At 54.6% G+C, this 23,823-nt stretch carries 21 protein-coding genes and 1 riboswitch; of the genes, 14 read left to right on the top strand and 7 right to left on the bottom strand.

Annotation, left to right across the window (positions count from 1 at the left end; genetic code table 11):
* Positions 1 to 50 precede the first annotated feature (50 nt).
* The 4 genes from R9X49_RS17250 to metJ all read right to left on the bottom strand — a co-directional run bounded on the left by R9X49_RS17250 (position 51) and on the right by metJ (position 3,363).
* The gene (locus R9X49_RS17250; RefSeq protein ID WP_319849593.1) at positions 51 to 1,064 is read right to left on the bottom strand and encodes an iron ABC transporter permease; all 1,014 of its coding nucleotides are present in this window, start codon (positions 1,062 to 1,064) and stop codon (positions 51 to 53) included.
* A complete protein-coding gene (locus R9X49_RS17245; RefSeq protein ID WP_319849592.1) occupies positions 1,061 to 2,023 on the bottom strand; it encodes an ABC transporter substrate-binding protein in 963 nt (320 codons plus the stop codon). Before R9X49_RS17245 ends, R9X49_RS17250 begins: the two co-directional genes overlap by 4 nt.
* Positions 2,024 to 2,032: 9 nt before the next feature.
* Positions 2,033 to 2,830, bottom strand: coding sequence for an ABC transporter ATP-binding protein (locus R9X49_RS17240; protein WP_319849591.1), 798 nt, complete (start codon positions 2,828 to 2,830; stop codon positions 2,033 to 2,035).
* Positions 2,831 to 3,045: 215 nt separating this feature from the next.
* Complete coding sequence (gene metJ, locus R9X49_RS17235; protein WP_005973355.1) at positions 3,046 to 3,363, bottom strand: met regulon transcriptional regulator MetJ; 318 nt, start codon at positions 3,361 to 3,363, stop codon at positions 3,046 to 3,048.
* A 187-nt stretch (positions 3,364 to 3,550) separates the two neighbouring features.
* On the opposite strand from metJ, the gene metB reads away from it, so the two are divergent.
* From metB to oxyR, 10 genes are all read left to right on the top strand, one after another.
* Positions 3,551 to 4,711 (top strand): cystathionine gamma-synthase, encoded by a 1,161-nt coding sequence (gene metB, locus R9X49_RS17230; RefSeq protein ID WP_319849589.1) that lies wholly within the window; start codon positions 3,551 to 3,553, stop codon positions 4,709 to 4,711.
* A 2-nt stretch (positions 4,712 to 4,713) separates the two neighbouring features.
* Positions 4,714 to 7,149 (top strand): bifunctional aspartate kinase/homoserine dehydrogenase II, encoded by a 2,436-nt coding sequence (locus R9X49_RS17225; protein ID WP_319849588.1) that lies wholly within the window; start codon positions 4,714 to 4,716, stop codon positions 7,147 to 7,149.
* Positions 7,150 to 7,637: 488 nt separating this feature from the next.
* A complete protein-coding gene (locus tag R9X49_RS17220; RefSeq protein ID WP_319849587.1) occupies positions 7,638 to 8,804 on the top strand; it encodes an ABC transporter ATP-binding protein in 1,167 nt (388 codons plus the stop codon).
* A gap of 22 nt (positions 8,805 to 8,826) precedes the next feature.
* Complete coding sequence (locus R9X49_RS17215; RefSeq protein WP_104209604.1) at positions 8,827 to 9,960, top strand: extracellular solute-binding protein; 1,134 nt, start codon at positions 8,827 to 8,829, stop codon at positions 9,958 to 9,960.
* 183 nt (positions 9,961 to 10,143) lie between these two features.
* The gene (locus tag R9X49_RS17210; RefSeq protein ID WP_319849586.1) at positions 10,144 to 10,983 is read left to right on the top strand and encodes a sugar ABC transporter permease; all 840 of its coding nucleotides are present in this window, start codon (positions 10,144 to 10,146) and stop codon (positions 10,981 to 10,983) included.
* On the top strand, positions 10,980 to 11,786 hold the full coding sequence (locus R9X49_RS17205; RefSeq protein WP_012772917.1) for an ABC transporter permease: 807 nt from the start codon (positions 10,980 to 10,982) through the stop codon (positions 11,784 to 11,786). Before R9X49_RS17210 ends, R9X49_RS17205 begins: the two co-directional genes overlap by 4 nt.
* Positions 11,783 to 12,787, top strand: a complete 1,005-nt coding sequence (locus R9X49_RS17200; protein ID WP_319849585.1) for a LacI family DNA-binding transcriptional regulator — start codon at positions 11,783 to 11,785, stop codon at positions 12,785 to 12,787. The genes R9X49_RS17205 and R9X49_RS17200 overlap by 4 nt, the downstream gene beginning before the upstream one ends.
* Positions 12,739 to 13,596, top strand: a complete 858-nt coding sequence (locus tag R9X49_RS17195; protein ID WP_319849584.1) for a phosphodiesterase — start codon at positions 12,739 to 12,741, stop codon at positions 13,594 to 13,596. Before R9X49_RS17200 ends, R9X49_RS17195 begins: the two co-directional genes overlap by 49 nt.
* Before the next feature lie 597 nt (positions 13,597 to 14,193).
* The gene (gene metF / locus R9X49_RS17190) at positions 14,194 to 15,090 is read left to right on the top strand and encodes a methylenetetrahydrofolate reductase (protein WP_319849583.1); all 897 of its coding nucleotides are present in this window, start codon (positions 14,194 to 14,196) and stop codon (positions 15,088 to 15,090) included.
* A gap of 551 nt (positions 15,091 to 15,641) precedes the next feature.
* Positions 15,642 to 16,550, top strand: a complete 909-nt coding sequence (oxyR, locus tag R9X49_RS17185) for a DNA-binding transcriptional regulator OxyR (protein WP_010281486.1) — start codon at positions 15,642 to 15,644, stop codon at positions 16,548 to 16,550.
* Here oxyR and sthA read toward each other — a convergent pair.
* The gene (gene sthA, locus R9X49_RS17180; RefSeq protein ID WP_012772922.1) at positions 16,542 to 17,948 is read right to left on the bottom strand and encodes a Si-specific NAD(P)(+) transhydrogenase; all 1,407 of its coding nucleotides are present in this window, start codon (positions 17,946 to 17,948) and stop codon (positions 16,542 to 16,544) included. The genes oxyR and sthA overlap by 9 nt on opposite strands.
* A gap of 212 nt (positions 17,949 to 18,160) precedes the next feature.
* On the opposite strand from sthA, the gene fabR reads away from it, so the two are divergent.
* Both fabR and R9X49_RS17170 read left to right on the top strand, forming a co-directional pair.
* Positions 18,161 to 18,790, top strand: coding sequence for an HTH-type transcriptional repressor FabR (gene fabR / locus R9X49_RS17175; protein ID WP_010308157.1), 630 nt, complete (start codon positions 18,161 to 18,163; stop codon positions 18,788 to 18,790).
* A 35-nt stretch (positions 18,791 to 18,825) separates the two neighbouring features.
* Positions 18,826 to 19,212 (top strand): YijD family membrane protein, encoded by a 387-nt coding sequence (locus tag R9X49_RS17170; RefSeq protein ID WP_319849582.1) that lies wholly within the window; start codon positions 18,826 to 18,828, stop codon positions 19,210 to 19,212.
* 39 nt (positions 19,213 to 19,251) lie between these two features.
* On the opposite strand, the gene trmA is transcribed toward R9X49_RS17170, so the two are convergent.
* Positions 19,252 to 20,355: a tRNA (uridine(54)-C5)-methyltransferase TrmA gene (gene trmA, locus R9X49_RS17165; RefSeq protein ID WP_319849581.1), complete on the bottom strand. Its 1,104-nt coding sequence runs from the start codon at positions 20,353 to 20,355 to the stop codon at positions 19,252 to 19,254.
* Positions 20,356 to 20,486: 131 nt separating this feature from the next.
* Positions 20,487 to 20,720: riboswitch (cobalamin riboswitch) on the top strand.
* Positions 20,721 to 20,785: 65 nt separating this feature from the next.
* On the opposite strand from trmA, the gene btuB reads away from it, so the two are divergent.
* Together btuB and murI are read left to right on the top strand one after the other, a co-directional pair.
* A complete protein-coding gene (gene btuB / locus R9X49_RS17160; RefSeq protein WP_319849580.1) occupies positions 20,786 to 22,681 on the top strand; it encodes a TonB-dependent vitamin B12 receptor BtuB in 1,896 nt (631 codons plus the stop codon).
* Positions 22,626 to 23,483 (top strand): glutamate racemase, encoded by an 858-nt coding sequence (murI, locus tag R9X49_RS17155; protein ID WP_319849579.1) that lies wholly within the window; start codon positions 22,626 to 22,628, stop codon positions 23,481 to 23,483. Before btuB ends, murI begins: the two co-directional genes overlap by 56 nt.
* A gap of 44 nt (positions 23,484 to 23,527) precedes the next feature.
* Here the strand turns inward: murI and R9X49_RS17150 are convergent.
* Positions 23,528 to 23,823: hypothetical protein (locus R9X49_RS17150; protein WP_319849578.1), on the bottom strand; the 296-nt coding region annotated here is incomplete at its 5' end.

Here is a 23,823-nt window from a genome sequence, read left to right as displayed (position 1 = left end):
AGTAACTTTCGACAAAGGCACCGACAGGTGCCTTTGTTGTTTCTGGCATGTCAGTGACCCTGCTGACGTTTTACCAGCATCCCCAGAACGAAGACGCCGCCTAACCCCGCCGTAATAATCCCGATGGGCAATTCCTGTGGCGCCAGTAGCTGCCGGCTGAGCCAATCACCACTGCACAGCAGTATCGCACCCAGTACGGCTGTCATTGGCAGAAGCCTCTTGTGTAGCACGCCGCTCAGCGGGTGGGCCAGATGAGGAATCATCAGGCCGATAAAACCGATCACGCCAGTCAGCGCGACCAGTAGCGAGGTGGCAAAAGCGCAGCAGATGAAAATTTCCACCCGTACACGAGACAGGTTAACCCCCATTGAGGCCGCCGTTTGTCCGCCAGCCAGCAGAGCATCGAGCGCACGCCAGCGTAAGGCGGTGAGGCCGAATAGCAGCAGAACGCTGAACACCGCAAAAGGTAACGTGTCCCAGCGGGCAAGGCCCAGCCCACCCAGCGACCAGAAAAGAACCGAGCTGGCGGCCCGCTGATCGCCGGAAAATACCAGATAGTTCGTCAGTGCGCCGAACAGAAAAGAGATCGCCAATCCGCAGATGATTAGGCGCTCTGCGCCCCGCGCCTGTTGCAGCAGGAATAGCACCGTCACGGCAACGGCCGATAAGATACCGCCACAGAAAGCCGCCATCGGCAGCGCCCAGTCACCGAGCTGCTCGCCAAAACGGGTGATGATGGCAACCGCCCCCGCCGAGGCTCCGGCAGACAGGCCAAACAGAAAAGGGTCGGCTAGATCGTTACGGGTTGCCGTTTGCAAAAAGGCACCGACCATCGCTAACCCCGCGCCGCACAGCGCCGCCAGCAGGCTGCGGGGAATGCGCAGTTCCAGAATGATACGTGACGTCATCGGCGACACGTCTGCTGACGATAGCCCCAACACGCTGGCGACCTGCGTGAGGGGAATCGTCGTGCTGCCTGTCGCAATATTTAACAGCATTAGCCCAGCCAGTATCAGCAGCGCGATAACGAAGGTCACCGCATAACGTGAAGACGTTGGACTCACTGAAAGGCATCCGGGTAGAGTGCGTGCGCCAGTTTATCGACGGCAGCGATATTCGCCGGCCCCGGCGTGAGCTCCGCATATTGCAGCTTCAGATAGCGATGCTGCTGTACGGCGGGGGTAAATTTCATCAGCGGGTGTGATTCCAGAAAACGCCTTAACGCATCTGCGCCATTGCCCGTCTGGTAATCCAGCAAAATAATAAAATCAGGCTCGCGTGCCGCTACGCTTTCCCATGATGTCGAGGCCCAGCTCGTTGCCATATCGTCCATGACGTTCTTGCCGCCCGCGGCCTCAATGATGGCGGTTGGCATGGCGAATTTCCCGCTGGTAAACGGCTTATCGTCGCCAGAGTCATACAGGAAAACCGTCTGCTTTGGCCGATCGCCAATACGGGTTTGCAGTTCGGCAATGCGCTGTTTCCAGCCATCAATCTGTTCCTGAGCCTGTTCCTGCTTACCGAAGATTTTCCCCAGTTTCAGCATGTCGCCGTAAAGCAGATCCATGCTAGCTCGCGGACGCTGCTGCTGCGGTTCGGTGAAAACGCAGCTTTCGCTAAGCACCAGCGTTTGAATGCCGTATTTTTTCAGCGCTTGTGGCGTGACTTCGCCACCGACTTTCATGCCGTAGTTCCACCCTGCAAAGAAGAAATCCGGGTGTACGGCCAGCAGGTTTTCCAGCGTGGGGTATTTTGCTGCCAGTTCAGGGATCGTGCCCTGCTGCTTGATAAAGTCAGGGGGCGCTTTATACCAGCCAGTGATACCGGTCAGCCCGACAATACTTTTTTGCAACCCAAGTGCAAATGCCATTTCCGTCATATTCAGGTCATGAATCACGGCGCGCTGCGGCGGCTGGGTGAACGTTAACGGTTGCCCACAGCTGTCGACCGTGACCGGAAAACCAGAGGCGTGTGCCCAGCACGACGTCAATGCCAGCAGTCCAGACAGAAGCGTTATTTTCATCATGATTCCTTAGTGCAGTTCAGGGGCTTCAAAGATGCGAATGGGCGAGCCGTTTATCGGGTGTGGCACCGTAAAACTCTCCATCCCAAATACGGATTTCACACAGTCGGCGCTCAGCGCGTGTGCAGGCGTTCCCCAGCGGAGCAGCGTGCCCTGTTGCAAAACGGCGACGCGATCGGCAAAGGGGGTGATGAGGGGCAGGTCGTGCAGCACCGCCAGCGTTGAAATACCGCGTTTCCGCACCAGAGACAGCAACTGTGCGCGCGCCAATGGATCAAGATGGTTCGTCGGTTCATCCAGCAGCAGGAGCTGCGGCGTTTGCGCAAAGGCGCGTGCCAGCGCGGCACGTTGGCGTTCCCCGCCGGAGAGGGTACCTAGCAGGCGATGGCGCAGCGGTAATAATCCGGTATCGTCCAGCGCTTCTTCGATGAGCTGACGATCGTACGCAGGCGTGCTGAATCCGTGGTGTGGAATCCGCCCTAAGGCGACGTATTCCGCGACCCGCAGACGCAGGTCCGGCGTATCGTTCTGCGCCAGAATCGCGATGCGCTTTGCTCGCTCATGGCGGCTGAGCGTATTCAGCGGTTGGCCGTTCAGATGGATGTACCCCGTTGTCGTGCCGAGTTCGCTGGTTAACACGCGTAGCAGCGTGGATTTGCCGCTGCCGTTGGGCCCAATCAGCGCTAAACGTTCACCCGCCTGCATGGACAGAGAAATATCACTGAGCCTCGGTGCGCGATTGGCGTCGGCAACGGAAACATGGTGCAGCTGTAGCAGCACGGGTCTGGCGGAGAGAGGCTCTGTCATGATGTGGATATATCATCGTTATACGTTAAAAATGATATGTTATAACATAACAAATTAAATGCAATCCCGATTCACAACGTGAGCTGAGAAGAAACGGTCGGAAGAAGAGGACGGCGGATGTTAACGAGAGCGGTGAATTGAGCGGGCATTCTCTGCATAGCAAAACCCCGCCGGGGAAGGCGGGGCTAGCGAGAAAATCGATAGCGCAAACGCGATCAGTATTCCCACGTATCCGGGTCGATACCCATTTCACGCATGATGATTTTCGCTGCTTCAGGAATTTCATCGCTGCGTTCTTTACGCAGGTCTTCGTCATTCGGTAACGGTTGGCCCGTGAACGCGTGCAGAAAGGCCTCACACAGCAGCTCGCTGTTGGTGGCATGGCGCAGGTTGTTCACCTGACGACGCGTGCGTTCGTCAGTCAGTATCTTTAATACTTTCAGTGGGATAGATACTGTTATCTTCTTGACTTGCTCGCTTTTTTTACCGTGTTCAGCGTAAGGGCTGACATACTCGCCGTTCCACTCAGCCATGGGATACCTTAAAAATTAATCTAATGAAGACAGCATCTGTCATGAAATGCCACGATTCTAACGGTTATTCTGCCTGTGCTCAATCTATACGCAAAGAGGTTTAGATGTCTAGATGTATTGACGTCTATTGAAACTGCGTTTACTCTTAAGTTCCTATCTTTTCAGCCTCCAGCCAGGAAATGAGCCGATGACGCGTAAACAGGCAACGATCGCAGTCCGCAGTGGGTTAAATGATGATGAACAGTATGGCTGTGTCGTCCCCCCCATTCACCTTTCCAGCACGTATAACTTTACCGGATTCAACCAGCCACGCGTACACGACTATTCGCGTCGCGGTAACCCCACGCGTGATGTCGTACAGCGTGCGCTTGCCGAACTGGAAGGCGGCGCGGGTGCGGTAATGACGAGCAGCGGAATGTCGGCGATTATGCTGGTTTGCACGGTGTTCCTGCGTCCCGGCGATCTGCTGGTGGCGCCGCATGATTGCTACGGCGGCAGCTATCGTCTGTTTGACAGCCTGAGCAAACGCGGCGCGTTTCGCGTCAAATTTGTCGATCAAAGTGATGCCGATGCGCTCAACGCGGCGCTGGCAGAAAAGCCGAAGCTGGTGCTGGTGGAAAGCCCGAGCAATCCGCTGCTGCGCGTCGTCGATATTGCCGCGATTTGTCAGGCCGCGCGGGAAGCGGGTGCGGTCAGCGTGGTGGATAACACCTTCCTGAGCCCGGCGTTGCAGAAGCCGCTGGAGCTGGGTGCCGATCTGGTGGTGCATTCCTGCACCAAGTACCTGAACGGCCACTCTGATGTCGTCGCGGGTGCAGTGATTGCCAGAGATGCCGATACTGTCACTGAACTGGCCTGGTGGGCGAACAATATTGGTGTCACAGGCGCGGCGTTTGACAGCTATCTGTTGCTGCGCGGCCTGCGTACCTTATCGCCACGTATGGCGGCCGCGCAGCGTAATGCGCAACAGGTGGTTGAATTCTTACAGACGCAGCCGCTGGTGAAGGCGCTGTACCATCCTTCACTGCCAAATAATCCCGGCCATGATATTGCCCGCCGTCAACAATCCGGCTTTGGCGCTATGCTAAGTTTTGAGCTGGATGGGGATGAAGACACCCTGCGGCGTTTTCTGGCGTCGCTGGAGTTGTTCACGCTGGCGGAATCGCTGGGCGGGGTTGAGAGCCTCATCTCTCATGCGGCAACGATGACGCATGCGGGTATGGCGCCAGAAGCGCGTGCCGCAGCGGGTATCTCTGAAACATTACTGCGTATTTCCACCGGCATTGAAGACGGCGATGATCTGGTTGCCGACCTGGATCGTGCGTTTCAAGCCGCAGCCAAGAGGTAAGAATGAGTGCATTAGGAGTAGCGCCATCGGTAACGGGCCGACAGCTGCATAAGTTTGGCGGTAGCAGTCTGGCCGATGTGAAGTGTTACCTGCGCGTTGCCGGTATTATGGCGGAGTATAGCCACCCCGGTGATTTAATGGTGGTATCCGCCGCAGGCAGTACCACAAACCAGTTGATTAGCTGGTTGAAACTCAGTCAGAGCGATCGTCTGTCGGCGCATCAGGTCCAGCAGGCGTTACGCCGTTATCACAGCGAACTGATCGCTGGCCTTCTGCCTGCGCAAACGGCAGAAGCGCTGACCGCCCAGTTTATTCGCGATCTGGAGCGGTTGGCTACGCTGCTGGATGGCAAGATTACCGATGCCGTTTACGCCGAAGTTGTCGGACACGGTGAAATCTGGTCGGCTCGCCTGATGTCCGCTGTGTTGAATCAGCTGGATATGAATGCGGCCTGGCTGGATGCGCGCGATTTTCTCTGCGCGGAACGTGCCGCGCAGCCACAGGTTGATGAAGGCCGTTCCTGGCCGCTGTTGCAGCAATATCTGACGCAACATGCGGGGCAGCGTTTAGTGGTAACCGGTTTTATCTGCCGCAATGATGCGGGTGAAACGGTACTGCTGGGGCGCAACGGAAGCGACTACTCGGCCACGCAAATTGGTGCGCTGGCGGGGGTGGAACGCGTGACCATCTGGAGCGACGTCGCCGGGGTTTATAGCGCCGATCCGCGCAAGGTGAAAGATGCCTGCCTGCTGCCGCTGCTGCGTTTGGATGAAGCCAGTGAGCTGGCGCGTCTGGCTGCGCCGGTATTGCATACGCGTACCTTGCAGCCTGTTTCCGGCAGCGATATCGACCTACAACTGCGTTGCAGCTATCAGCCTGAACAAGGGTCTACGCGCATCGAACGCGTGCTGGCCTCGGGCACGGGCGCCAAAATTGTCACCAGCCACGATGACGTGTGCCTGATTGAAGTTCAGGTTCCTTCAGAACACGATTTCGCGCTGCTGCAAAAAGAAGTCGAACAGCTTCTGAACCGTGCGCAACTGAAACCGCTGGCAATCGGCGTTCATCAGGATCGTAACCTGCTGCAACTGTGCTACACCTCCGAAGTGGTGGATAGCGCGCTGCAACTGCTGGCACAGGCCGCGCTGCCGGTTGAACTCAACCAGCGTGACGGACTGGCGATGGTTGCGATGGTTGGTGCAGGCGTGGGTAAAAACCCGCTGCACAGCCACCGTTTCTATCAGCAGTTGAAAGATCAGCCGATTGAATTCGTCCGCCAGGCCGATGATGGTATCAGTCTGGTGGCGGTGCTGCGTGTCGGCCCGACAGAGCATCTGATTCGCGGGCTGCACCATTCGCTGTTCCGGGCAGAGAAACGCATCGGTCTGGTGCTGTTCGGCAAAGGAAATATTGGTTCACGCTGGCTGGAGCTGTTTGCGCGTGAGCAGAGCAATCTGTCTGCACGTACTGGCTTTGAATTTGTCCTGGCTGGCGTGGTGGACAGTACGCGTAGCCTGCTGAACTATGACGGACTGGATGCCAGCCGGGCGTTGGCTTTCTTCGAAAGTGACGCGCAGGAAAGGGATGGCGAAGATCTGTTCCTGTGGATGCGTGCGCACCCCTTCGATGATTTGGTGGTGCTGGACGTCACCGCCAGTGAGTCGGTCGCCGATCTGTATCTGGATTTCGCCAGCTATGGTTTCCACGTCATCAGTGCCAACAAACTGGCGGGTGCGTCCGGTGGCAATAACTATCGCCAGATCCGCGACGCGTTCGCGAAAACGGATCGCCACTGGTTGTATAACTCGACCGTGGGCGCGGGTTTGCCAGTCAACTTTGCGGTGCGCGATCTGCGGGAAAGCGGCGACAGTATTCTGGCGATTAGCGGGATTTTCTCCGGCACGCTTTCCTGGCTGTTCTTGCAATTCGACGGCACAGTGCCGTTCACTGAGCTGGTCGATCAGGCTTGCCAGCAGGGGCTGACCGAGCCGGATCCGCGTGTTGACCTTTCCGGTCAGGATGTGATGCGCAAGCTGGTGATTCTGGCGCGTGAAGCGGGCTATGACATCGAGCCTAGTCAGGTTCGGGTTGAGTCGCTGGTGCCGCCGGGCTGTGAGCAGGGCTCAGTCGATTACTTCTTCGAGAACGGCGATTCGCTGAACGAGCAGATGCTGCGTCGTCTGGAAGCAGCACAGGAAATGGGTCTGGTTCTGCGTCATGTTGCACGCTTTGACAGCAACGGTAAAGCGCGCGTTGGCGTTGAAGCCGTCCGTCCCGATCATCCTCTGGCCTCGCTGTTGCCAGGTGATAATGTGTTTGCGATTGAAAGCCGCTGGTATCGGGATAATCCGCTGGTTATCCGTGGGCCGGGCGCGGGGCGCGATGTCACTGCTGGTGCGCTTCAGTCTGACCTGAACCGTCTGGCGCAGTTACTGTAGGGCCTGTTGTCAGCGCGACATTATTGTTGGCCGTCTCTTAGTCATATTTTTATGCAGACCAAGAGACGGTTTCGTGCGCCACAACCCCGCCATTTTCATGCTACCTCGTAGCAAACGCCCGACACGGGGCGGCTCACGCGCCGCTCGCCCCGTGACCCCTGGCTTTCCGGCGCAAATTATGCCGCTGACGCGGTGCCTTCTTCGATATCCGGCTTAACGGACCGCTTGCGACACGTTCCCTACGTGGCGCAAGCTTGAGCCGCTTCCCTGCGGCTCATCCTAAGCCTGCTATCTCTTCAGCATAATTTTTTACGCCGGATAATGGCAAACTCCGCAGAGCTTTCGCGCACTTATTAAGGCGAGCGTTAAGAGTATTTCCCCATATTCCCCACCAGTCGTGTCATTGAAATGTCATGATGACAACACGCCACTGACACGATCTCACCGCACAATCGGCGCATTGTTTGATTATCGCGGAATGCACAGCTGTGCAAAAAACAACTTCCTCTGCGGCAGCCCCGCACATTGTCATCGACCATCTACATGTTGGATACGGTACGACAGCCGTATTGAACGATATCCATCTGGAGATTGCGCAGGGCGAATTCGTGGCGTTGCTCGGTTCGTCAGGATGCGGCAAGACGACGTTACTGCGTACTGTTGCCGGGTTTTCGTCGCCGCGATCGGGGGCGATTCGCGTTAACGGGCAGGATATGACGCAAGCGCCGCCAGAGAAACGCGGAATGGCGCTGGTGTTTCAGAGCTACGCGCTGTGGCCGCATATGACGGTGGCACAGCATATTGCTTACGGGCTGCGCTTGCGCCGCGTCCCGCGTGCGGAGATTGCCAGCCGCGTGGCGGAACTGGAAACCATGCTCGGGTTGACGGGGCTGAGCGCCCGTAAGCCTGCGGAGCTGTCCGGTGGGCAGCGTCAGCGTGTCGCCTTGGGGCGTGCACTGGCGGTGAGACCCGATATTTTGCTGCTGGACGAACCGCTCTCCAATCTGGATGCCCGTATTCGTCTACAGCTGCGTGATGAGATCCGTGCGCTGCAACAGCGACTGGGATTGACCGCGATCCACGTGACGCACGATCGCGAAGAAGCGATGGTGATGGCGGATCGCATCGTGATTTTGAATCAGGGTCGCATCATGCAGGCAGGCAGCCCACAAGAGGTGTATCACCATCCGGCCAGCGCGTTTGTCGCGGCGTTTATGGGCGCAGAAAACCGGCTGGTGCTGGACGCGCGCTATGACGGCGATACGCTGATGATTCCCGGGGATGCCGAAAGTCACTCGCTGGTGCCAACGCATACGTCGCTACAGCCCGGCCCGATAGAAGCGCGCTTTCGTGCGGAAGCGGCTTGTCTTTACGATGCTGCAGAGGTTCCGCTCATCCAGCCTGGCATGTTGATGCGTTACGGCACGGTGCAGGCACAAAGTTACCCTGGCGGATACTGGCTGCATACGATTTCCAGCGGCACCTGGCGGATACAGGTTCATGCGTCGCACCCTTATGCCATCGGGCAGCGGGTTGCGGTGCAGATCCCTGCGGAGGCGCTGTTTCTTTTCCCGCTGGCAGAAGAGGCTACGTCTTCGTCGGCGGTACCGGATACCACTTCACGTTATTCCCCGCTTCCCGGCCTGACGGCCTGATCCTGAATTGGAGACAAATGATATGAAACGCATTTTTGCTGCAACGCTGATGATGAGTACGCCACTGGCTGCTGTACAGGCTCAGGAATTAACGGTGTTGACGGCGGGTGACCAGAACATGGTCGACTATGTCAATGAATATCTGGGGCCGCTGTTTGAGAAACAGCATCCCGGTGTAAAAGTCCGCGCAGTCGGTACCGGACCGGGTGATGCGGGGTCGCAGAAGATTCTTGAGCGTTTCAATGCACAGCAGGCCGCGGGTGCCAAAGTCTGGGACACCGATGTGGCGGTCGTGCATGAGAAATTTGTCGGTCCAATGGTGCAAAAGGGCGATCTGCTGAAATATCGCGATGATATCGCCAGCGGCAAGCTGGTGAGCATGGCCGCGGCGGATAAAGCCATGGGCACGGACGTGAAAGGCTATGTCATGCCGATGTTCAGTAGCCAGACGGCGCTGGCCTATAACCCCAGCATGGTAGCGAATCCGCCTAAAAGCTATGACGAAATCCAGCAGTGGGCCGCCGCGAATCCGAAGATGTTCGGCTACAACGGCATTAAGGGCGGCGCATCGGGCGTGAGCTTCGTCATGGGCTGGATTTACGCTTACGGCGGCGATGCCCAGAAGCTGATGAACGGGCCGTTTGATGAAGCGGAAGCGCAGAAATGGCAGCCAGCGTTTGAACGGCTGAAAGCCTTTAACAAGAACGTGACGCTGACGCCGGGTAACGCTGGCACGCTCGACATGTTGAGCCGCGGTGAAATCGCGATGGGGCCGGTGTGGGTCGACATGTTCTATTCCTGGAAAGCGAGCGGACAGCTGCCGGACAATTTCAAATTGCTGCTGCCTGCGCCCGGTATGCCGGGGCAGCCGATGCACTATGTCATCCCCGCACAGGCACCGAACCGCGAACTGGCTAAGCAGTTTGTCGAACTGGCAACCAGCGCCAAAGTACAGGCCGAAGGAATTGTGGAGCGCTTTAATTGGTATCCGGGGATCGATGCCAAGTACGTTCAGGCCGAGCTGAAGCCCGCAGTATGGCAACGTCTGTTCACGGACGTGACGCCTGATGAGCTGGCGAGCAAAGGAAAGACGTTCCCTATCGCGCCTTACCACACTGCGATTCTGAATGCCTATGAGCAGGCGATGGCGAAGTAATTATACCCGTCATACTTCAAGCTGCCTGTGCGTTGGCTGCCCTTACTCACCCCAGTCACTTACCTGAGTAAGCTCCTGGGGACTCGTGCGGTTGCCGCCTTCATGCAACTCGAATTATTTAGGGTATACACACCTAGTACCACATGCGCTCTGGCGGGATGAAGCCAGAGCGCGGAGATATTCATGTTGCAAGTATCCCAATTCTCTTCCCGACTGGCGGGTATCGCGCTTGTGCTACCCGCGCTGGCGGTGGTGGCTGTCTGTTTTATCACGCCGCTGGGGCTGTCGGTTGGGGGCGCTTTTGTTAGTCAAAATGGCGTGGGCGTTGATAATTTTGTCACGGCATTGACGCTGTATCTGCCCGATATCCTGTTTACTTTACTGATAGTGAGCCTCTCAACGCTGCTGATTGGCCTGCTGTCCGTCATGATCGGCGGTTACCTGACGTTAGGGGAAAGCCCGCGTATGGTGGCGCTGCTGCGCTGGGTCTATCGCTGGCCGCTGTTTATTCCGTTTATCGTAACCGGGCAAATTTTACGCACGTTTTTGGCTAAGAACGGCTGGCTGAATGGCGCGCTGGATACGCTCGGCATTGTCGATATGGCCAGCGCCAGCAATTGGCTGGACTGGCGGGGCATCGTGTTCGCCTTTGTCTGGAAACAGACGCCGTTTGTGGCGCTGCTGGTTGCCGGCGCGATGGCGTCGCTGGATCGTACGATGATCGAGTCCGCCCGTAACTTAGGCGCGTCGCGCTTGCGTATCCTGTGTGAAATTGTGGTGCCTCAGGTAGGGCAGACGCTGCTCACCGGGCTCATTCTCTCTTTCGTCACCATGATGTCGGTACTGTCCGTGCCGATGATGATTAATGCTCAGTCGCCGACGATGTTAACCGCCAACATTGCCTTCCGCATTAACGCCTACGGTGATTATGGCGTGGCGAATGCGTTGGGGGTGGTTTCCCTGCTGATGACTGGCCTGTTTGCCGTGATTTATCTCCGCTTGAACATGAGGGAGAAGGCATGAAGAACGTATTGTGGTGGATCCCGAGAATGCTGATTCTGGGGACGCTGATTTTCTTGATCTTTGGGCCATTGGCTAATCTCCTGCTGTGGTCGGTGGCGGAAAAATGGTTCTACCCTCATCTGCTGCCTAATGACTGGGGCTTCGCCTTCTGGAAACGGGTGTTTTCACCGCGCGGGGTGGCTTGGGAAGCGCTGGGGAATAGCGTGCTGGTGGCGGTGTTTACGGTGCTGGCCTCGCTGTCGCTGGCGATTCCGGCGGGATATGCGCTGGCGCGTCTGCCGCTGCCTGCTCGTGGATTGATACTGCTGATATTCCTGATTCCACAGGCGTTTCCGAATTTGACGGTGTACGTCAATATCGCTCGCCTGTTCTATCAGTGGGGGCTAAACGGCACGCTGCTGGGTGTCGTGCTGGTTCACACGGTGCACGGGCTGGTGTTTGCCGTCTGGATTGCCTCGGCGGCGTTCTCGGCGGTGGGGCGTGAAATGGAACAGGCGGCACGGTCGATTGGTGCGGGGCCGTGGCGTGCTTTTGTCGATATCACCCTGCCGCTGGCCATGCCGGGGCTGATGGCGTCCGCCATCTTCGTTTTCCTCGAATCGCTGGATGAATTTACCGGCAGCTATTTCGTGGGGGCACCGGATGTGCAGATGATGCCGCTGCTGCTCTATACCGCAGGGGCGGGCGGCAACTACCAGATCGCTTCTATTACCGCGCTGGTGCTGCTGATCCCTTCCGTGCTGTTCATGCTGGTGGTGGAACGCTTTTTGAAAGCCGACGTAATGGCAAGGATAGGGAAATGACGGTGGGTAAACAGGGCTACGTCAGCGCACAGGATGTCGCGCGCCGGGCTGGTGTATCGCGCTCGGCGGTATCCCGCAGTTTTACACCCGGCGCAAGCGTGTCGGCAGCCACCTATGCCAAAGTAATGACGGCGGCACAGGAGCTGGGGTATCAGGTTAACGATCTGGCACGCGGCCTGCTGGCGAACAGCAGCCGTCTGGTTGGGCTGGTGGTGACGCACCCCGAGGTTGGGTTTCGTGCCAATCTGGTTGCGGAACTGTCGCAGGCGTTAATTCAACGCGGCTCGATTCCCGTTCTCATCAATACCAGCCATGTGCGGGAAGCGATGGCGGCCGCACGCTCCATTCTGTTTGGACACCGTGCGGAAGCGACGATTGTGCTTTCCGGCTCGCCGCCGAAAGAATTTGTCGAGCTGGCGCAGTTAAACGGCCAGCCGCTGATTGTCATCGGGCGGCACGAACCGGCGTGTGACAGCGTACACATTGATAATGACACCGCAGCTCGTATGGCGGCGCGGTTGTTTGCCTCATCGGGCAGAACGCGCCTGGCGCTGGCCGGAGCGGCTTCGGCAACGCCCAATATCATTGAACGTGAACAGGCGTTTTGTGATGAGGCGCGGGCGTTAGGGCTGCCCGTGGCCGTGGTGCGCGGCGGCGATACGGATTATGACGATGGGCTGGTGGTCGGGCAGACGCTGTTTTCGCTTCCTGAAGCCGTCAGGCCAGATGCGGTGTTCTGCGTTAACGATTTAGTCGCGTTCGGCGTGATCGATCGCGCAAAGCAGTTTGGGCTTGCCGTTCCACAGGATCTCATGGTGATCGGATTTGATGATATTCCGGCCGCAGGGTGGGATGCCTATGCGTTGACGACGTTTCGTCAGGATCCCGCAACGATGGCGGCACAGGCGTTGGCGTTGCTCGATCGACGCCAGTCTCAGGTACAAGAACCCGCGTGTCGAGCGAAAGTGGCTGCCCCGCTAATCCGCCGCCAGTCGGCGTAACGGCAGTGACGGGCAAGAGCGCGTGGATAGTGAAAACCGAGGATAATATGAAACTGATTCAACTTTCCGATCTCCATCTGACCGCACAAGGCGGCAATTTGCACGGTCGCGATCCCGAACAGCAGTTGAAGGCAGCGATTGCCGATATCAATGTACACCACCGCGATACCGATCTGGTGGTGATCTCCGGCGATCTGTCTGATGACGGCAGTGCGGCATCCTATACGTTTCTGGCCTCGGCGCTGGCTGAACTCCAGGTTCCCTGGCGTGTGACGATGGGGAATCATGACGACCGGGAGGCGTTTTTGGCCCAGTTCCCGACGCTGGCGGATGAAAACGGGTTTGTGCAGAACGTGACGTCCGTGGGGGATGATTGTGTCATTCTGCTGGACTCGTTGCAGGCCGGCGAGGTGGCTGGAACGCTGTGTTCTACGCGGCTGGCGTGGCTGGAGCAACAGCTTCAGGCTGCGGAAGAAAAGAACGTGTTCCTGTTCTTGCATCACCCTCCGATGTCGATCGGGCTTCCGGCGCTGGATAGCGTGCGATTGGCTCCCGAAGCGGCAGAGGCGCTGTATCAGGTGTGCCGCCGTTTCGGCAATGTGCGGCATATTTCCGCAGGGCACGTCCATCGGCCTGCCAGCGGCGGTTGGCGAGGAATATCGTTCACCACGATACGCGGCACCAATCACCAGTCCGCCCTACGTTTCGCTCCGGGATTTGAGGTCAGCCTGGAAGCCCCGCAGTACGCCATTTTTCTGACGACGGAAGAAGGGCATACCGTACATTTTCACGATTTTCCTGGTGGCTGATGGCGTGCTCTCTTTCGTTTAATCATATTTTTTATGCAGTCTGAGAGACGGTTTTGCTGTTATCCGGCGTAAAAAATTATGCAGCGGTGGGCTTGACCGCCGAGTGAGCGACAGGATGTCGCGAAAGCCAGTGCCGCGTTGGACAAAACGTCAAAGACGTTTTGAACAGCACTTGTGCTGGCCCGCAGGGCGAACCCCATTTATGGGGTGAGTAATCGCGTCACTGGCGGCTCGGTTAGCGGTCAGGAACACCGATGGAACCGCGTCAGCGGCATAATTCCCGCCGAAAGCCTGGGGTCATGGGGCGAGCGGCGTTTGAGCGGCCCCATGTCGGGCGCGTGCTACGAAGTAGCATGAAAATAACGACATTATCGCGCACGAAACCGTCTCTGCGTTGACATAACAATGTGACTACAAGACAGCGTGTTGCGGAAACTCATCATGAACTTTTTTCATTTACCGTGAGCAATCATCACGGCTTGCCGTGCTGAAAAGCGTTGACTCTTTAAGCAGATTACGTCATTTTCTATATAGACGTCTAAACGTATAGACGTGTGGCGAATGATAATAACAATCACGGTCAACGGGGTAGCAGGTATGAGCTTTTTTCACGCAAACCAGCGGGAAGCGCTGAATCAAAGTCTGGCGGAATTGCAGGGGCGAATTAATGTGTCGTTCGAGTTTTTCCCGCCGCGTACTAGCGATATGGAAGAAACCCTGTGGAGCTCTATCGATCGGCTGAGCAGCCTGAAACCCAAGTTTGTTTCCGTGACCTACGGGGCGAACTCTGGCGAGCGTGACCGTACTCACAGCATTATCAAAACGATTAAAGAGCGTACCGGTCTGGAAGCCGCGCCTCACCTGACCTGCATTGATGCTTCGCGTGAACAGCTGCGTGAAATCGCTCAGGATTACTGGCAGAGCGGTATCCGCCATATTGTCGCGCTGCGTGGCGACTTGCCGCCAGAAGGTGGCAAACCGGATATGTACGCGGCGGATCTGGTTTCCCTGCTGAAAGAGGTTGGCGATTTCGATATTTCCGTTGCTGCCTATCCCGAAGTACACCCTGAAGCGAAAAGCGCGCAGGCTGATTTGATTAACCTGAAGCACAAGATTGATGCCGGCGCGAATCGCGCGATTACACAGTTCTTTTTCGACGTAGAAAGCTACCTGCGATTCCGCGATCGCTGTGTGGCGACGGGTATCGATGTAGAAATTGTACCGGGCATCCTGCCCGTGTCGAACTTCAAGCAACTGCAAAAGTTTGCCACGATGACGAACGTCCGTGTGCCGAGTTGGATGACGACCATGTTTGACGGCCTGGATAACGATCCCGAAACCCGCAAAATGGTGGGGGCGTCTATCGCTATGGACATGGTGAAAATTCTCAGCCGCGAAGGCGTAAAAGATTTCCATTTCTATACGCTGAACCGTGCCGAGCTGAGCTACGCGATTTGCCATACGCTGGGCGTCCGCCCTGATGTGGCGCGCTGAGGCGACGCGCAAGATTTCAGGAAGAACGAGGCCGCATGCGGTGATGAAGAATAATGGTATCGGAATACCTTTCAACGTTACTTACAGCGGCCATGAAAAGGGGGAGTCTCAGGGATGAGATTCCTATTCGCATGGCGCATCACAGTATGATGGTCACGCGGCGACGTGATTAACTATCCCCTATTAACTATCTCCTATTAACTACCCCCTCTGAATATTCAATCCTATTTTCTCTTCACCAGTTTCGATGCTTTCCTTGCTTTGCCGCTGGTCAGCTTTCCAGACATCGTTCGCAAGGGTATTGTTGCCCGACGCACACAAAATGCTGTCACTGCCAAATCGCTTGAAGATGTTAGCCCGCTTGTTATAGCGTGGCTGGAGTCTGGCAGATACCCAAGTAGTACCGAAATCGTAAAAGTATTGTTTTATTCCTGTAGAAATAAATAGATACGCTTCGGTGGGATATATTATTCATTTTGGATGTTGATAGGGATTGTCGTTCATTGATATCCTATCTATCGCTGTTAGCTATCATGATAAGGAGAATAATAATGAATATTCGGGACTTAGAGTATCTTGTCGCGCTGGCAGAACATCGTCACTTTCGGCGTGCGGCAGATTCCTGCCATGTGAGTCAGCCAACACTCAGTGGACAGATTCGTAAACTGGAAGATGAACTCGGCGTGATGTTGCTGGAGCGAACCAGTCGCAAAGTCTTGTTTACGCAAGCGGGGCTGTTGCTGGTCGAGCAGGCACGAACGGTATTACGCGAGGTAAAAGTACTAAAAGAGATGGCGAGCCAGCAGGGCGAAACCATGTCCGGGCCTTTGCATATCGGCCTGATCCCCACGGTGGGACCTTATCTGCTGCCGCAAATTATTCCAATGCTGCATCGCACGTTTCCCAAACTCGAAATGTATCTGCACGAAGCGCAAACCCACCAGTTGCTGGCCCAGTTGGACAGCGGCAAACTGGACTGCGCCATTCTCGCGATGGTGAAAGAGTCCGAAGCCTTTATCGAAGTTCCCCTCTTTGATGAGCCGATGAAGCTGGCCATTTATCAGGATCACCCTTGGGCGAACCGCGAACGTGTGGCGATGTCAGATCTGGCGGGTGAGAAGCTGCTGATGCTGGAAGACGGCCACTGCCTACGCGATCAGGCCATGGGCTTTTGTTTTCAGGCGGGGGCGGATGAAGATACGCATTTCCGGGCGACCAGCCTGGAGACGTTGCGTAATATGGTCGCTGCCGGAAGCGGTATTACACTGCTGCCGTCGTTGTCGGTTCCGCGTGAACGCGAACGCGACGGCGTCTGCTATTTGCCGTGCTATAAACCGGAGCCCAAGCGCACTATCGCGCTGGTGTATCGCCCCGGTTCACCGCTGCGCGGACGTTATGAGCAACTTGCTGATACCATCCGCGAGCATATGCAGGGCTATATGGAAAACCTGTCAAAATAAGCGGTTAAGCCCGTTTAGCGCCGCTACGCGGTACGCTTCTGCCATGGTTGGATAGTTGAAGGTGGTATTAACGAAATATTCGATAGTATTGCCTTCACCTTTTTGTTCCATGATGGCCTGTCCGATGTGGATAATTTCCGCGGCGCGCTCACCAAAGCAGTGAATACCCAGAATCTGTTTGGTTTCGCGGTGGAACAGAATCTTCAAGCTCCCCACATTCATCCCGACAATCTGCGCTCGCGCCAGATGTTTGAACTGCGCGCGCCCGACTTCGTAAGGCACTTTCATTGCAGTGAGCTCTTGCTCGGTTTTCCCCACGGAGCTGATTTCCGGGATGGTATAAATGCCGGTTGGGATATCTTCGATCAGATGCGCGCTGGCATCGCCTTTGATAATCGCCTGCGCGGCGAGCCGACCCTGATCGTACGCCGCGGATGCCAGGCTGGGATAGCCGATGACATCACCAATGGCATAAATATGCGCCAGCGCCGTCTGGTACATGCTGTTGACCTTGAGCTGGCCGCGGCTGTCGGTGCTCAGACCAATATTCTCCAGCCCCAGCGTTTCCGTATTCCCCGTGCGCCCGTTGGCATAGAGCAGGCAGTCTGCCTTCATCTTTTTGCCTGACTTCAGATTAACGATAACGCCGTCGGACAGCCCTTCAATACTCTCGAACTCTTCGTTGTGGCGGATTACCACGCCGTTGTTCCAGAAATGGTAGGACAGGGCATCCGACATTTCCTGATCGAGGAACGCCAGTAGCCTATCGCGGGTATTGATTAAATCGACTTTAACGCTCAGGCCGCGAAAGATAGAAGCATATTCGCAGCCGATAACGCCCGCGCCGTAAATGATGACGTGCTGAGGCTCATGATCGAGTTGCAGAATCGAGTCGCTGTCGTAAATGCGCGGGTGGTTGAAGTCGACTTCTGCCGGATGATACGGACGTGAACCGGTCGCGATAATGATATTTGCAGCGGTCAGCGTTTCATGGGTGTTGTCTGGGTAGTGAACGGCGATCGTATGGGCGTCGATGAAGCTGGCTTCGCCGGAGAACAACTCACACTGGTTACGCTCATAAAATCCTTGTCGCATACGGGTTTGCTGACCAATGACGCTGTCGGCGTGGCGCAGGATGTCGGAAAATGAGGAGCGGATAATGCGGGAGTTGTCACTGTAGAGGGGGTTTTGATTGAACTCGATAATACGGCTGACGGCGTGGCGGAGGGCTTTGGAAGGAATCGTACCCCAGTGGGTACAGCCGCCGCCGACATTGTAGTGACGTTCAATCACCGCAATTTTGGCACCGTGCTTGGCCAATCCCATTGCTGCACCTTCACCGCCGGGACCGGAACCAATCACAATGGCATCATAATCGAATTGATGTTCTAGAGTCATGGTAGGTTAAACCTGTTTTTATACAAAATAATAACGTGGCCTTAACATCGTGCGATTGTAGCATCGACTGCGGCAGAACCCAATCATCCCTGCCTTTACTATGGAAACAGATTCTCACATTCTTAATATGGCAAACTTTGTCTCATTCTGCGGACAATAAAGTTTGCTATAGTGCCCCTCTGGAAAGGGGAGTAGATCATTTGGGCAGCATAATGGGTGTCAGAGCACAACAAAAAGAACGGACTCGTCGTTCCCTTATTGAAGCTGCATTTAGCCAGTTAAGCGCTGAGCGCAGTTTTGCCAGCCTGAGTCTGCGTGAAGTTGCCCGCGAAGCGGGTATCGCGCCGACGTCTTTCTATCGTCATTTTCGTGATGTGGATGAACTGGGGCTGACAATGGTTGACGAAAGCGGGCTGATGCTGCGTCAGTTAATGCGACAGGCTCGGCAGCGTATTGCCAAGACCGGTAGCGTAATCAGGACGTCGGTTTCCACCTTCATGGAGTTTATCGGCAATAATCCTAATGCGTTCCGGCTGTTGCTGCGTGAACGTTCAGGTACGTCGGCCGCTTTCCGTGCGGCAGTCGCGCGCGAAATTCAGCATTTTATCGCTGAACTGGCGGATTATCTTGAGGTGGAAAACCATATTCCCCGCAGTTTTGCGGAAGCGCAGTCGGAAGCGATGGTGACCATTGTTTTCAGCGCGGGGGCAGAAGCCCTGGATGTTTCTCTGGAACAGCGTAAACAGCTGGAAGAACGACTGGTACTGCAACTGCGGATGATCGCCAAAGGTGCTTATTACTGGTACAGAAAAGAACACGATAGTAGCTTTACCGTGCCATAGAGCCTCTATACCAACAACATGAAAAGGGAGAAACCATGACAGAAAAACCTCACCAAGAAAAAGGTACGCTGGTGCTGGCGTTGATTGCGGGCTTATCCGTCAATGGCGCATTCGCCGCCTTGTTCAGCAGTATTGTTCCGTTCTCGATTTTTCCCCTGATTGCGCTGGTTTTGTCCATTTATTGCCTGCATCAACGCTATTTGCACCACAGTATGCCGGAAGGTATTCCGATGCTGGCGGCGGCCAGTTTTCTGTTGGGCTTATTGATTTACAGTGCCATTGTGCGCGTTGAATATCCTGCCATTGGATCGAACTTTATTCCTTCAATCCTGTGCGTGGTACTGGTTTTCTGGATTGGCCTGAAACTGCGCCGCAGAAAAGAGGCGGATTCCGTATCCGCAGAAGAGAGCGAGACGTTATAGCAGGTGATGCTGGCGGGGTAGCCCGCCAGATTGTATGCGTTACTGACGTTTTTCCAACAGCACGCCACACTCCATGTGATGGGTGTAAGGGAATTGATCAAACAGCGCCAGACGGCGAATGTCGTGGGTTTCTGAGAGCGTTTGCAAGTTATGGCTCAGCGTTTCCGGGTTGCAGGAAATATAAAGAATACGCGGATACGCCTGCACCAGTTTCACCGTTTCGTCATCCAGTCCGCTGCGCGGCGGGTCAACAAAAATGGTCTCGCACTGGTAGCTTGTCAGATCGATGCCCTGTAGGCGATTAAACTGACGCACACCTTGCATGGCTTGCGTAAATTCTTCTGCTGCCATACGGATAATCTGCACGTTCTCTATCTGGTTCGCCGTAATATTATACTGTGCCGCCGCGACGGATGGCTTGGCGATCTCAGTTGCCAGTACGCGTTCGAAATTTCTTGCCAGCGCGAGTGAAAAATTGCCGTTACCGCAATACAGCTCTAGCAAATCCCCTGTCGATCCCGCCGTCGCATCCAGCGCCCATTCCAGCATCTGAATATTGATTGCGGCATTCGGCTGCGTGAAGCTGTTTTCTACCTGTCGGTAAATCATATCCCGACCTGCAACCGGCAGGCATTCATCAACATAATCGCGGTCGAGGCAGATTTTGGTTTTTGTCGCACGACCAATCAGCTGTAGACGGAACCCCTGCGCCGTCAGGCTATCGCGCAGCGCACGGGCATGCTCCTGCCACTCCTCGTCCAGTGCGCGGTGATACAGCAGTGAAACGATCACTTCGCCGCTCAGGGTGGACAGATAGTCTATCTGGAACAGTTTGCGGCGCAGAACGGAATCGGGCTGGATTGCAGCAAGCAGCTCTGGCATCAGGCGATTGATTAACTCACTGGCTGCCGGAAAGCGATCGACCCGAATGCGCTGTTTGGTTTGTTGGTCAAACATGATGTGGTAAAGCTCGTCACCCTCGTGCCAGATGCGGAATTCGGCACGCATCCGATAGTGGCTGGCGGGAGAACGGAAGACGACAGGTTCCGGTGCATTGAACGGTGCCATCATGCCACGCAGACGCTCGGTTTTCTCTGCAAGCTGGTCGTCGTATTGTTCGATGGGCAGGATTTCTGGCGTCATGGTTTTCTCGTCTGAACAGCGTCTAAAAGGGTGTTATTGGCCGGGAATTGTAGGGAATCCGGCCAGGAAGTCCAGTTTTGTTACGTTATTATCCTGTAGTGATATGGAAGTCTAGACTTCCGCAATTCGCGATTGTAGGATGAGCGTCCGGCCTTGTATCACAAGTCAAAAGGGAATCCAGTGTAAATCTGGAGCTGACGCGCAGCGGTAAGGAAAGCCCCGGCGATAGCATTATTATGCAGACACTGTCTTCAACTTTTGAGGATGGGAAGTCATCGCTTTCGTTGTATCCCTTACCGTCATTGACGGTTTGTGGTAACAACGGCATCCAAGCCCGAAGACCTGCCGGAATACGTCGCAATTGGTTCTGCATATCGCGTGCTATTAGCAGAGCCTGCGGCATCCTTATTATTTCTCGGATGCTTTAACAATGATTAAAAAAGTTTCGCTGCTGACGGCGCTTTCCGTCACGGCATTTTCTGGCTGGGCGCAGGAAAGTCAAAATCCGTCATCGGAAAAAAATACCGATGACATGGTAGTAACGGCAAATCGCTTCGCGCAGCCGGTTTCTTCGGTGCTGGCGGCAATTGACGTGGTCACTCGTGATGACATCAATCGGTGGCAAGCGAAGAATGTTTTGGAAGTTATGCGTCGATTGCCAGGGGTGAATATTGCTCAGACTGGTGGGTTGGGACAAAGCGCATCAATGTATATTCGGGGCTCGGAAGCACGTCATACGTTGGTACTCATTGATGGTGTCCCTATTGCTAAATACGGTATTACGGGCGATCCAGATTTCAACCTTATCCCTATTGCTTTAGTACAGCGCATTGAGTTTATGCGTGGTCCACGCTCGGCGGTATACGGTGCCGACGCTATTGGTGGCGTGGTTAATATCATTACGCAAACAACAGAAAATAAAACAGTACTTAATGCAGGGGCTGGTTCGAACCGCTATCAGGAATATAGTGGAAGTTTGCATCAGTCGGTTGGTGATAGCACACGAGTCTCTTTAGCTGGAGCTTATCAGGATACTCGGGGATTCAATGTTTACCCGGATTCATCTAATCAGGCGTTAGACTCAGATAAAGATGGCTGGCGCAATAAAACATTCTGGGCAGGTGTTGAACATCAGTTTAACGATTCAATTTCTGGGTTCTTCCGTGGCTACGGTTATGGCAGCAACGGTGACTATGATGCGCTTTCCCAAGACTTTGGTTTTCCTATTCAAAATGAACAGCAGAGCTACAACCATACCTATAGTGGCGGGTTGCGATTCTCCCAGGAAAATTATGCTTCTCAGTTGATTGCCAGCTATCAGAAATATACTTCAATCCAATATCTCAGTACTCAAGGGCGCTATGGTGCTTATAACTCTCAAGATGATATTGACCAATATGACGTGCTGTGGGGGAATACCTTGGCGCTCAGCCATGGTATGGTCAGTGCGGGTATTGACTGGCGCCAGCAGAAGTTAACTTCAGAAGGTGTTAGTTTTAATACACTAAACCGCGAGAGTAACCGCTATAAGCAGGATAACTCAGGAGCCTATTTAACCGCGCAACAGCAATATGGTGCTGTTATTCTGGAAGGATCTGTACGCGGTGATGACCATGAGAAATTTGGTAGACATGGTACTTGGCAGCTTGCATCAGGCTGGGAATTTTTCCCCGATTACCGAGTAACCCTCTCCTATGCGACAGGCTTTCAGGCACCCACTTTGGGACAGTTGTATGGGCAGAAGCGTTTCGATATTGAATCAAATGAAAACCTAAAGCCTGAAGAGTCGAAACAATGGGAAGCCGGATTGGAAGGTTTAACCGGGCCATTAAGTTGGCGTTTGTCGGGTTATATTAATAAGATCGATAATCTGATCGCGTATGAGTATGCTTTTGCAACAAATACTGGGACTTATTATAACGTTGATGCAGCAACGATGAAGGGGCTGGAGTGGACGGGATCATTTGAGACTGGTGTGCTGAATCATCAAATCACTTTGGACTATCTTGATGCCCGCAACGATGAAAATGATAAGGTTTTGGCCCGTCGTGCGAAGCAGCAAGCGAAGTACCAAGTTGATTGGAACCTGTATGACGTCGATTTTAATCTGAGCTACCAGTATGTAGGTAAGCGGTTTGATAATGCAGCAAATACCCGCCGCCTACCTAGCTACAGTACGGTTGATGTTTCCGCCTCATATCCGATCACCTCTCATCTGACAGTTCGTGGTAGAATCGCCAACCTGTTTGATAAAGATTACGAGACGGCATATGGCTACCGCACGGCAGGGCGAGAATACTATCTCACCGGAAGCTATACCTTCTAACCTGCCATCCCGTCCTACGGTTCTGGTCTTCGATTCCGGCGTAGGCGGGCTGTCTGTTTATGATGAAATCCGGCAGCTCTTGCCGGATCTTCACTATATATACGCATTCGATAACGAAGCGTTTCCCTATGGTGAGAAATCACAGCAGTTTATTATTGAGCGCGTGGTTGAGATTGTTAACGCAGTCCAACTACGTCATCAGCTCGCACTGGTTGTGATTGCCTGTAATACGGCGAGTACTATTTCCCTTCCTGCATTACGTGAGCGTTTTACTTTCCCTGTCGTGGGCGTCGTCCCTGCGGTGAAGCCTGCAGCTAAACTGACGCGCAACGGCGTTGTTGGCCTATTGGCGACGCGCGCAACGGTTCAACGCCCCTATACGCACGAACTGATTACCCGTTTTGCGACGGATTGCCAGATTTTGTCACTGGGATCGTCAGAACTGGTCGAGTTAGCAGAAGCGAAATTGCAGGGTGAGACGATCTCAATTTCCGAACTGCAAAAAATTCTGCGCCCTTGGCTACGTTTACCGGAACCGCCAGATACGGTTGTACTGGGTTGTACGCATTTTCCGTTGTTAGCAGAAGAGCTGAAAGCGGCGTTGCCAGATGGAACACGTCTTGTCGATTCTGGTGCCGCTATTGCCAGAAGAACCGCGTGGCTAATTGCCAATCTGGATAATCCGCCACTTTCGACAGATAAGAATCTGGTTTATTGCCTGGCGATTACACCTAAAGTCGCTACGCTGTGGCCAATATTGCAGCGTTATGGCTTCGATTCGCTGGAAAAACTGCCACTTTAATAGCCTTGTGGGTAAATAGTAGACAAACGATAATTATTTTGAATTTAGCGCTTGTCAGGCGGCGAGAAGTCCCTATAATGCGCCTCCACTGACACGGCAACAGCGACACGCGGTTGCGGTAACAGGAAAAAAGATTCAACGAAGGCGGTCAGTAATGACTTGACTTCACAGCGGAAACGCATAATATATGCGGCCCGCGCCACGGAAGATGTGGCACTGCTCTTTAACAATTTAATCAGACAATCTGTGTGGGCACTCACAAGACCGTATCTTAACGATATAAAAAGTCTTGAAGAGTGAACAACAGTAAATTCATTACGAATAAACAGTTTTAATTCTT

Origin of the sequence: Pectobacterium carotovorum (assembly GCF_033898505.1) — a bacterium.
Lineage (GTDB): Bacteria > Pseudomonadota > Gammaproteobacteria > Enterobacterales > Enterobacteriaceae > Pectobacterium > Pectobacterium carotovorum_J.
Note: the sequence above shows the minus strand (reverse complement) of the source record. Positions and strands in the feature narration are given on the sequence as shown.

What these genes read in the sequence shown, in the direction of transcription:
- R9X49_RS17240 (WP_319849591.1), bottom strand. Translation starts at nt 2,830, where the DNA reads ATGACAGAGCCTCTCTCCGCCAGACCCGTGCTGCTACAGCTGCACCAT.
- R9X49_RS17245 (WP_319849592.1), bottom strand. Translation starts at nt 2,023, where the DNA reads ATGAAAATAACGCTTCTGTCTGGACTGCTGGCATTGACGTCGTGCTGG.
- R9X49_RS17210 (WP_319849586.1), top strand. Translation starts at nt 10,144, where the DNA reads ATGTTGCAAGTATCCCAATTCTCTTCCCGACTGGCGGGTATCGCGCTT.
- sthA (WP_012772922.1), bottom strand. Translation starts at nt 17,948, where the DNA reads ATGACTCTAGAACATCAATTCGATTATGATGCCATTGTGATTGGTTCC.
- R9X49_RS17215 (WP_104209604.1), top strand. Translation starts at nt 8,827, where the DNA reads ATGAAACGCATTTTTGCTGCAACGCTGATGATGAGTACGCCACTGGCT.
- metJ (WP_005973355.1), bottom strand. Translation starts at nt 3,363, where the DNA reads ATGGCTGAGTGGAACGGCGAGTATGTCAGCCCTTACGCTGAACACGGT.
- R9X49_RS17225 (WP_319849588.1), top strand. Translation starts at nt 4,714, where the DNA reads ATGAGTGCATTAGGAGTAGCGCCATCGGTAACGGGCCGACAGCTGCAT.
- oxyR (WP_010281486.1), top strand. Translation starts at nt 15,642, where the DNA reads ATGAATATTCGGGACTTAGAGTATCTTGTCGCGCTGGCAGAACATCGT.
- R9X49_RS17170 (WP_319849582.1), top strand. Translation starts at nt 18,826, where the DNA reads ATGACAGAAAAACCTCACCAAGAAAAAGGTACGCTGGTGCTGGCGTTG.
- R9X49_RS17205 (WP_012772917.1), top strand. Translation starts at nt 10,980, where the DNA reads ATGAAGAACGTATTGTGGTGGATCCCGAGAATGCTGATTCTGGGGACG.
- fabR (WP_010308157.1), top strand. Translation starts at nt 18,161, where the DNA reads ATGGGTGTCAGAGCACAACAAAAAGAACGGACTCGTCGTTCCCTTATT.
- R9X49_RS17200 (WP_319849585.1), top strand. Translation starts at nt 11,783, where the DNA reads ATGACGGTGGGTAAACAGGGCTACGTCAGCGCACAGGATGTCGCGCGC.
- btuB (WP_319849580.1), top strand. Translation starts at nt 20,786, where the DNA reads ATGATTAAAAAAGTTTCGCTGCTGACGGCGCTTTCCGTCACGGCATTT.
- metB (WP_319849589.1), top strand. Translation starts at nt 3,551, where the DNA reads ATGACGCGTAAACAGGCAACGATCGCAGTCCGCAGTGGGTTAAATGAT.
- metF (WP_319849583.1), top strand. Translation starts at nt 14,194, where the DNA reads ATGAGCTTTTTTCACGCAAACCAGCGGGAAGCGCTGAATCAAAGTCTG.
- trmA (WP_319849581.1), bottom strand. Translation starts at nt 20,355, where the DNA reads ATGACGCCAGAAATCCTGCCCATCGAACAATACGACGACCAGCTTGCA.
- murI (WP_319849579.1), top strand. Translation starts at nt 22,626, where the DNA reads ATGGCTACCGCACGGCAGGGCGAGAATACTATCTCACCGGAAGCTATA.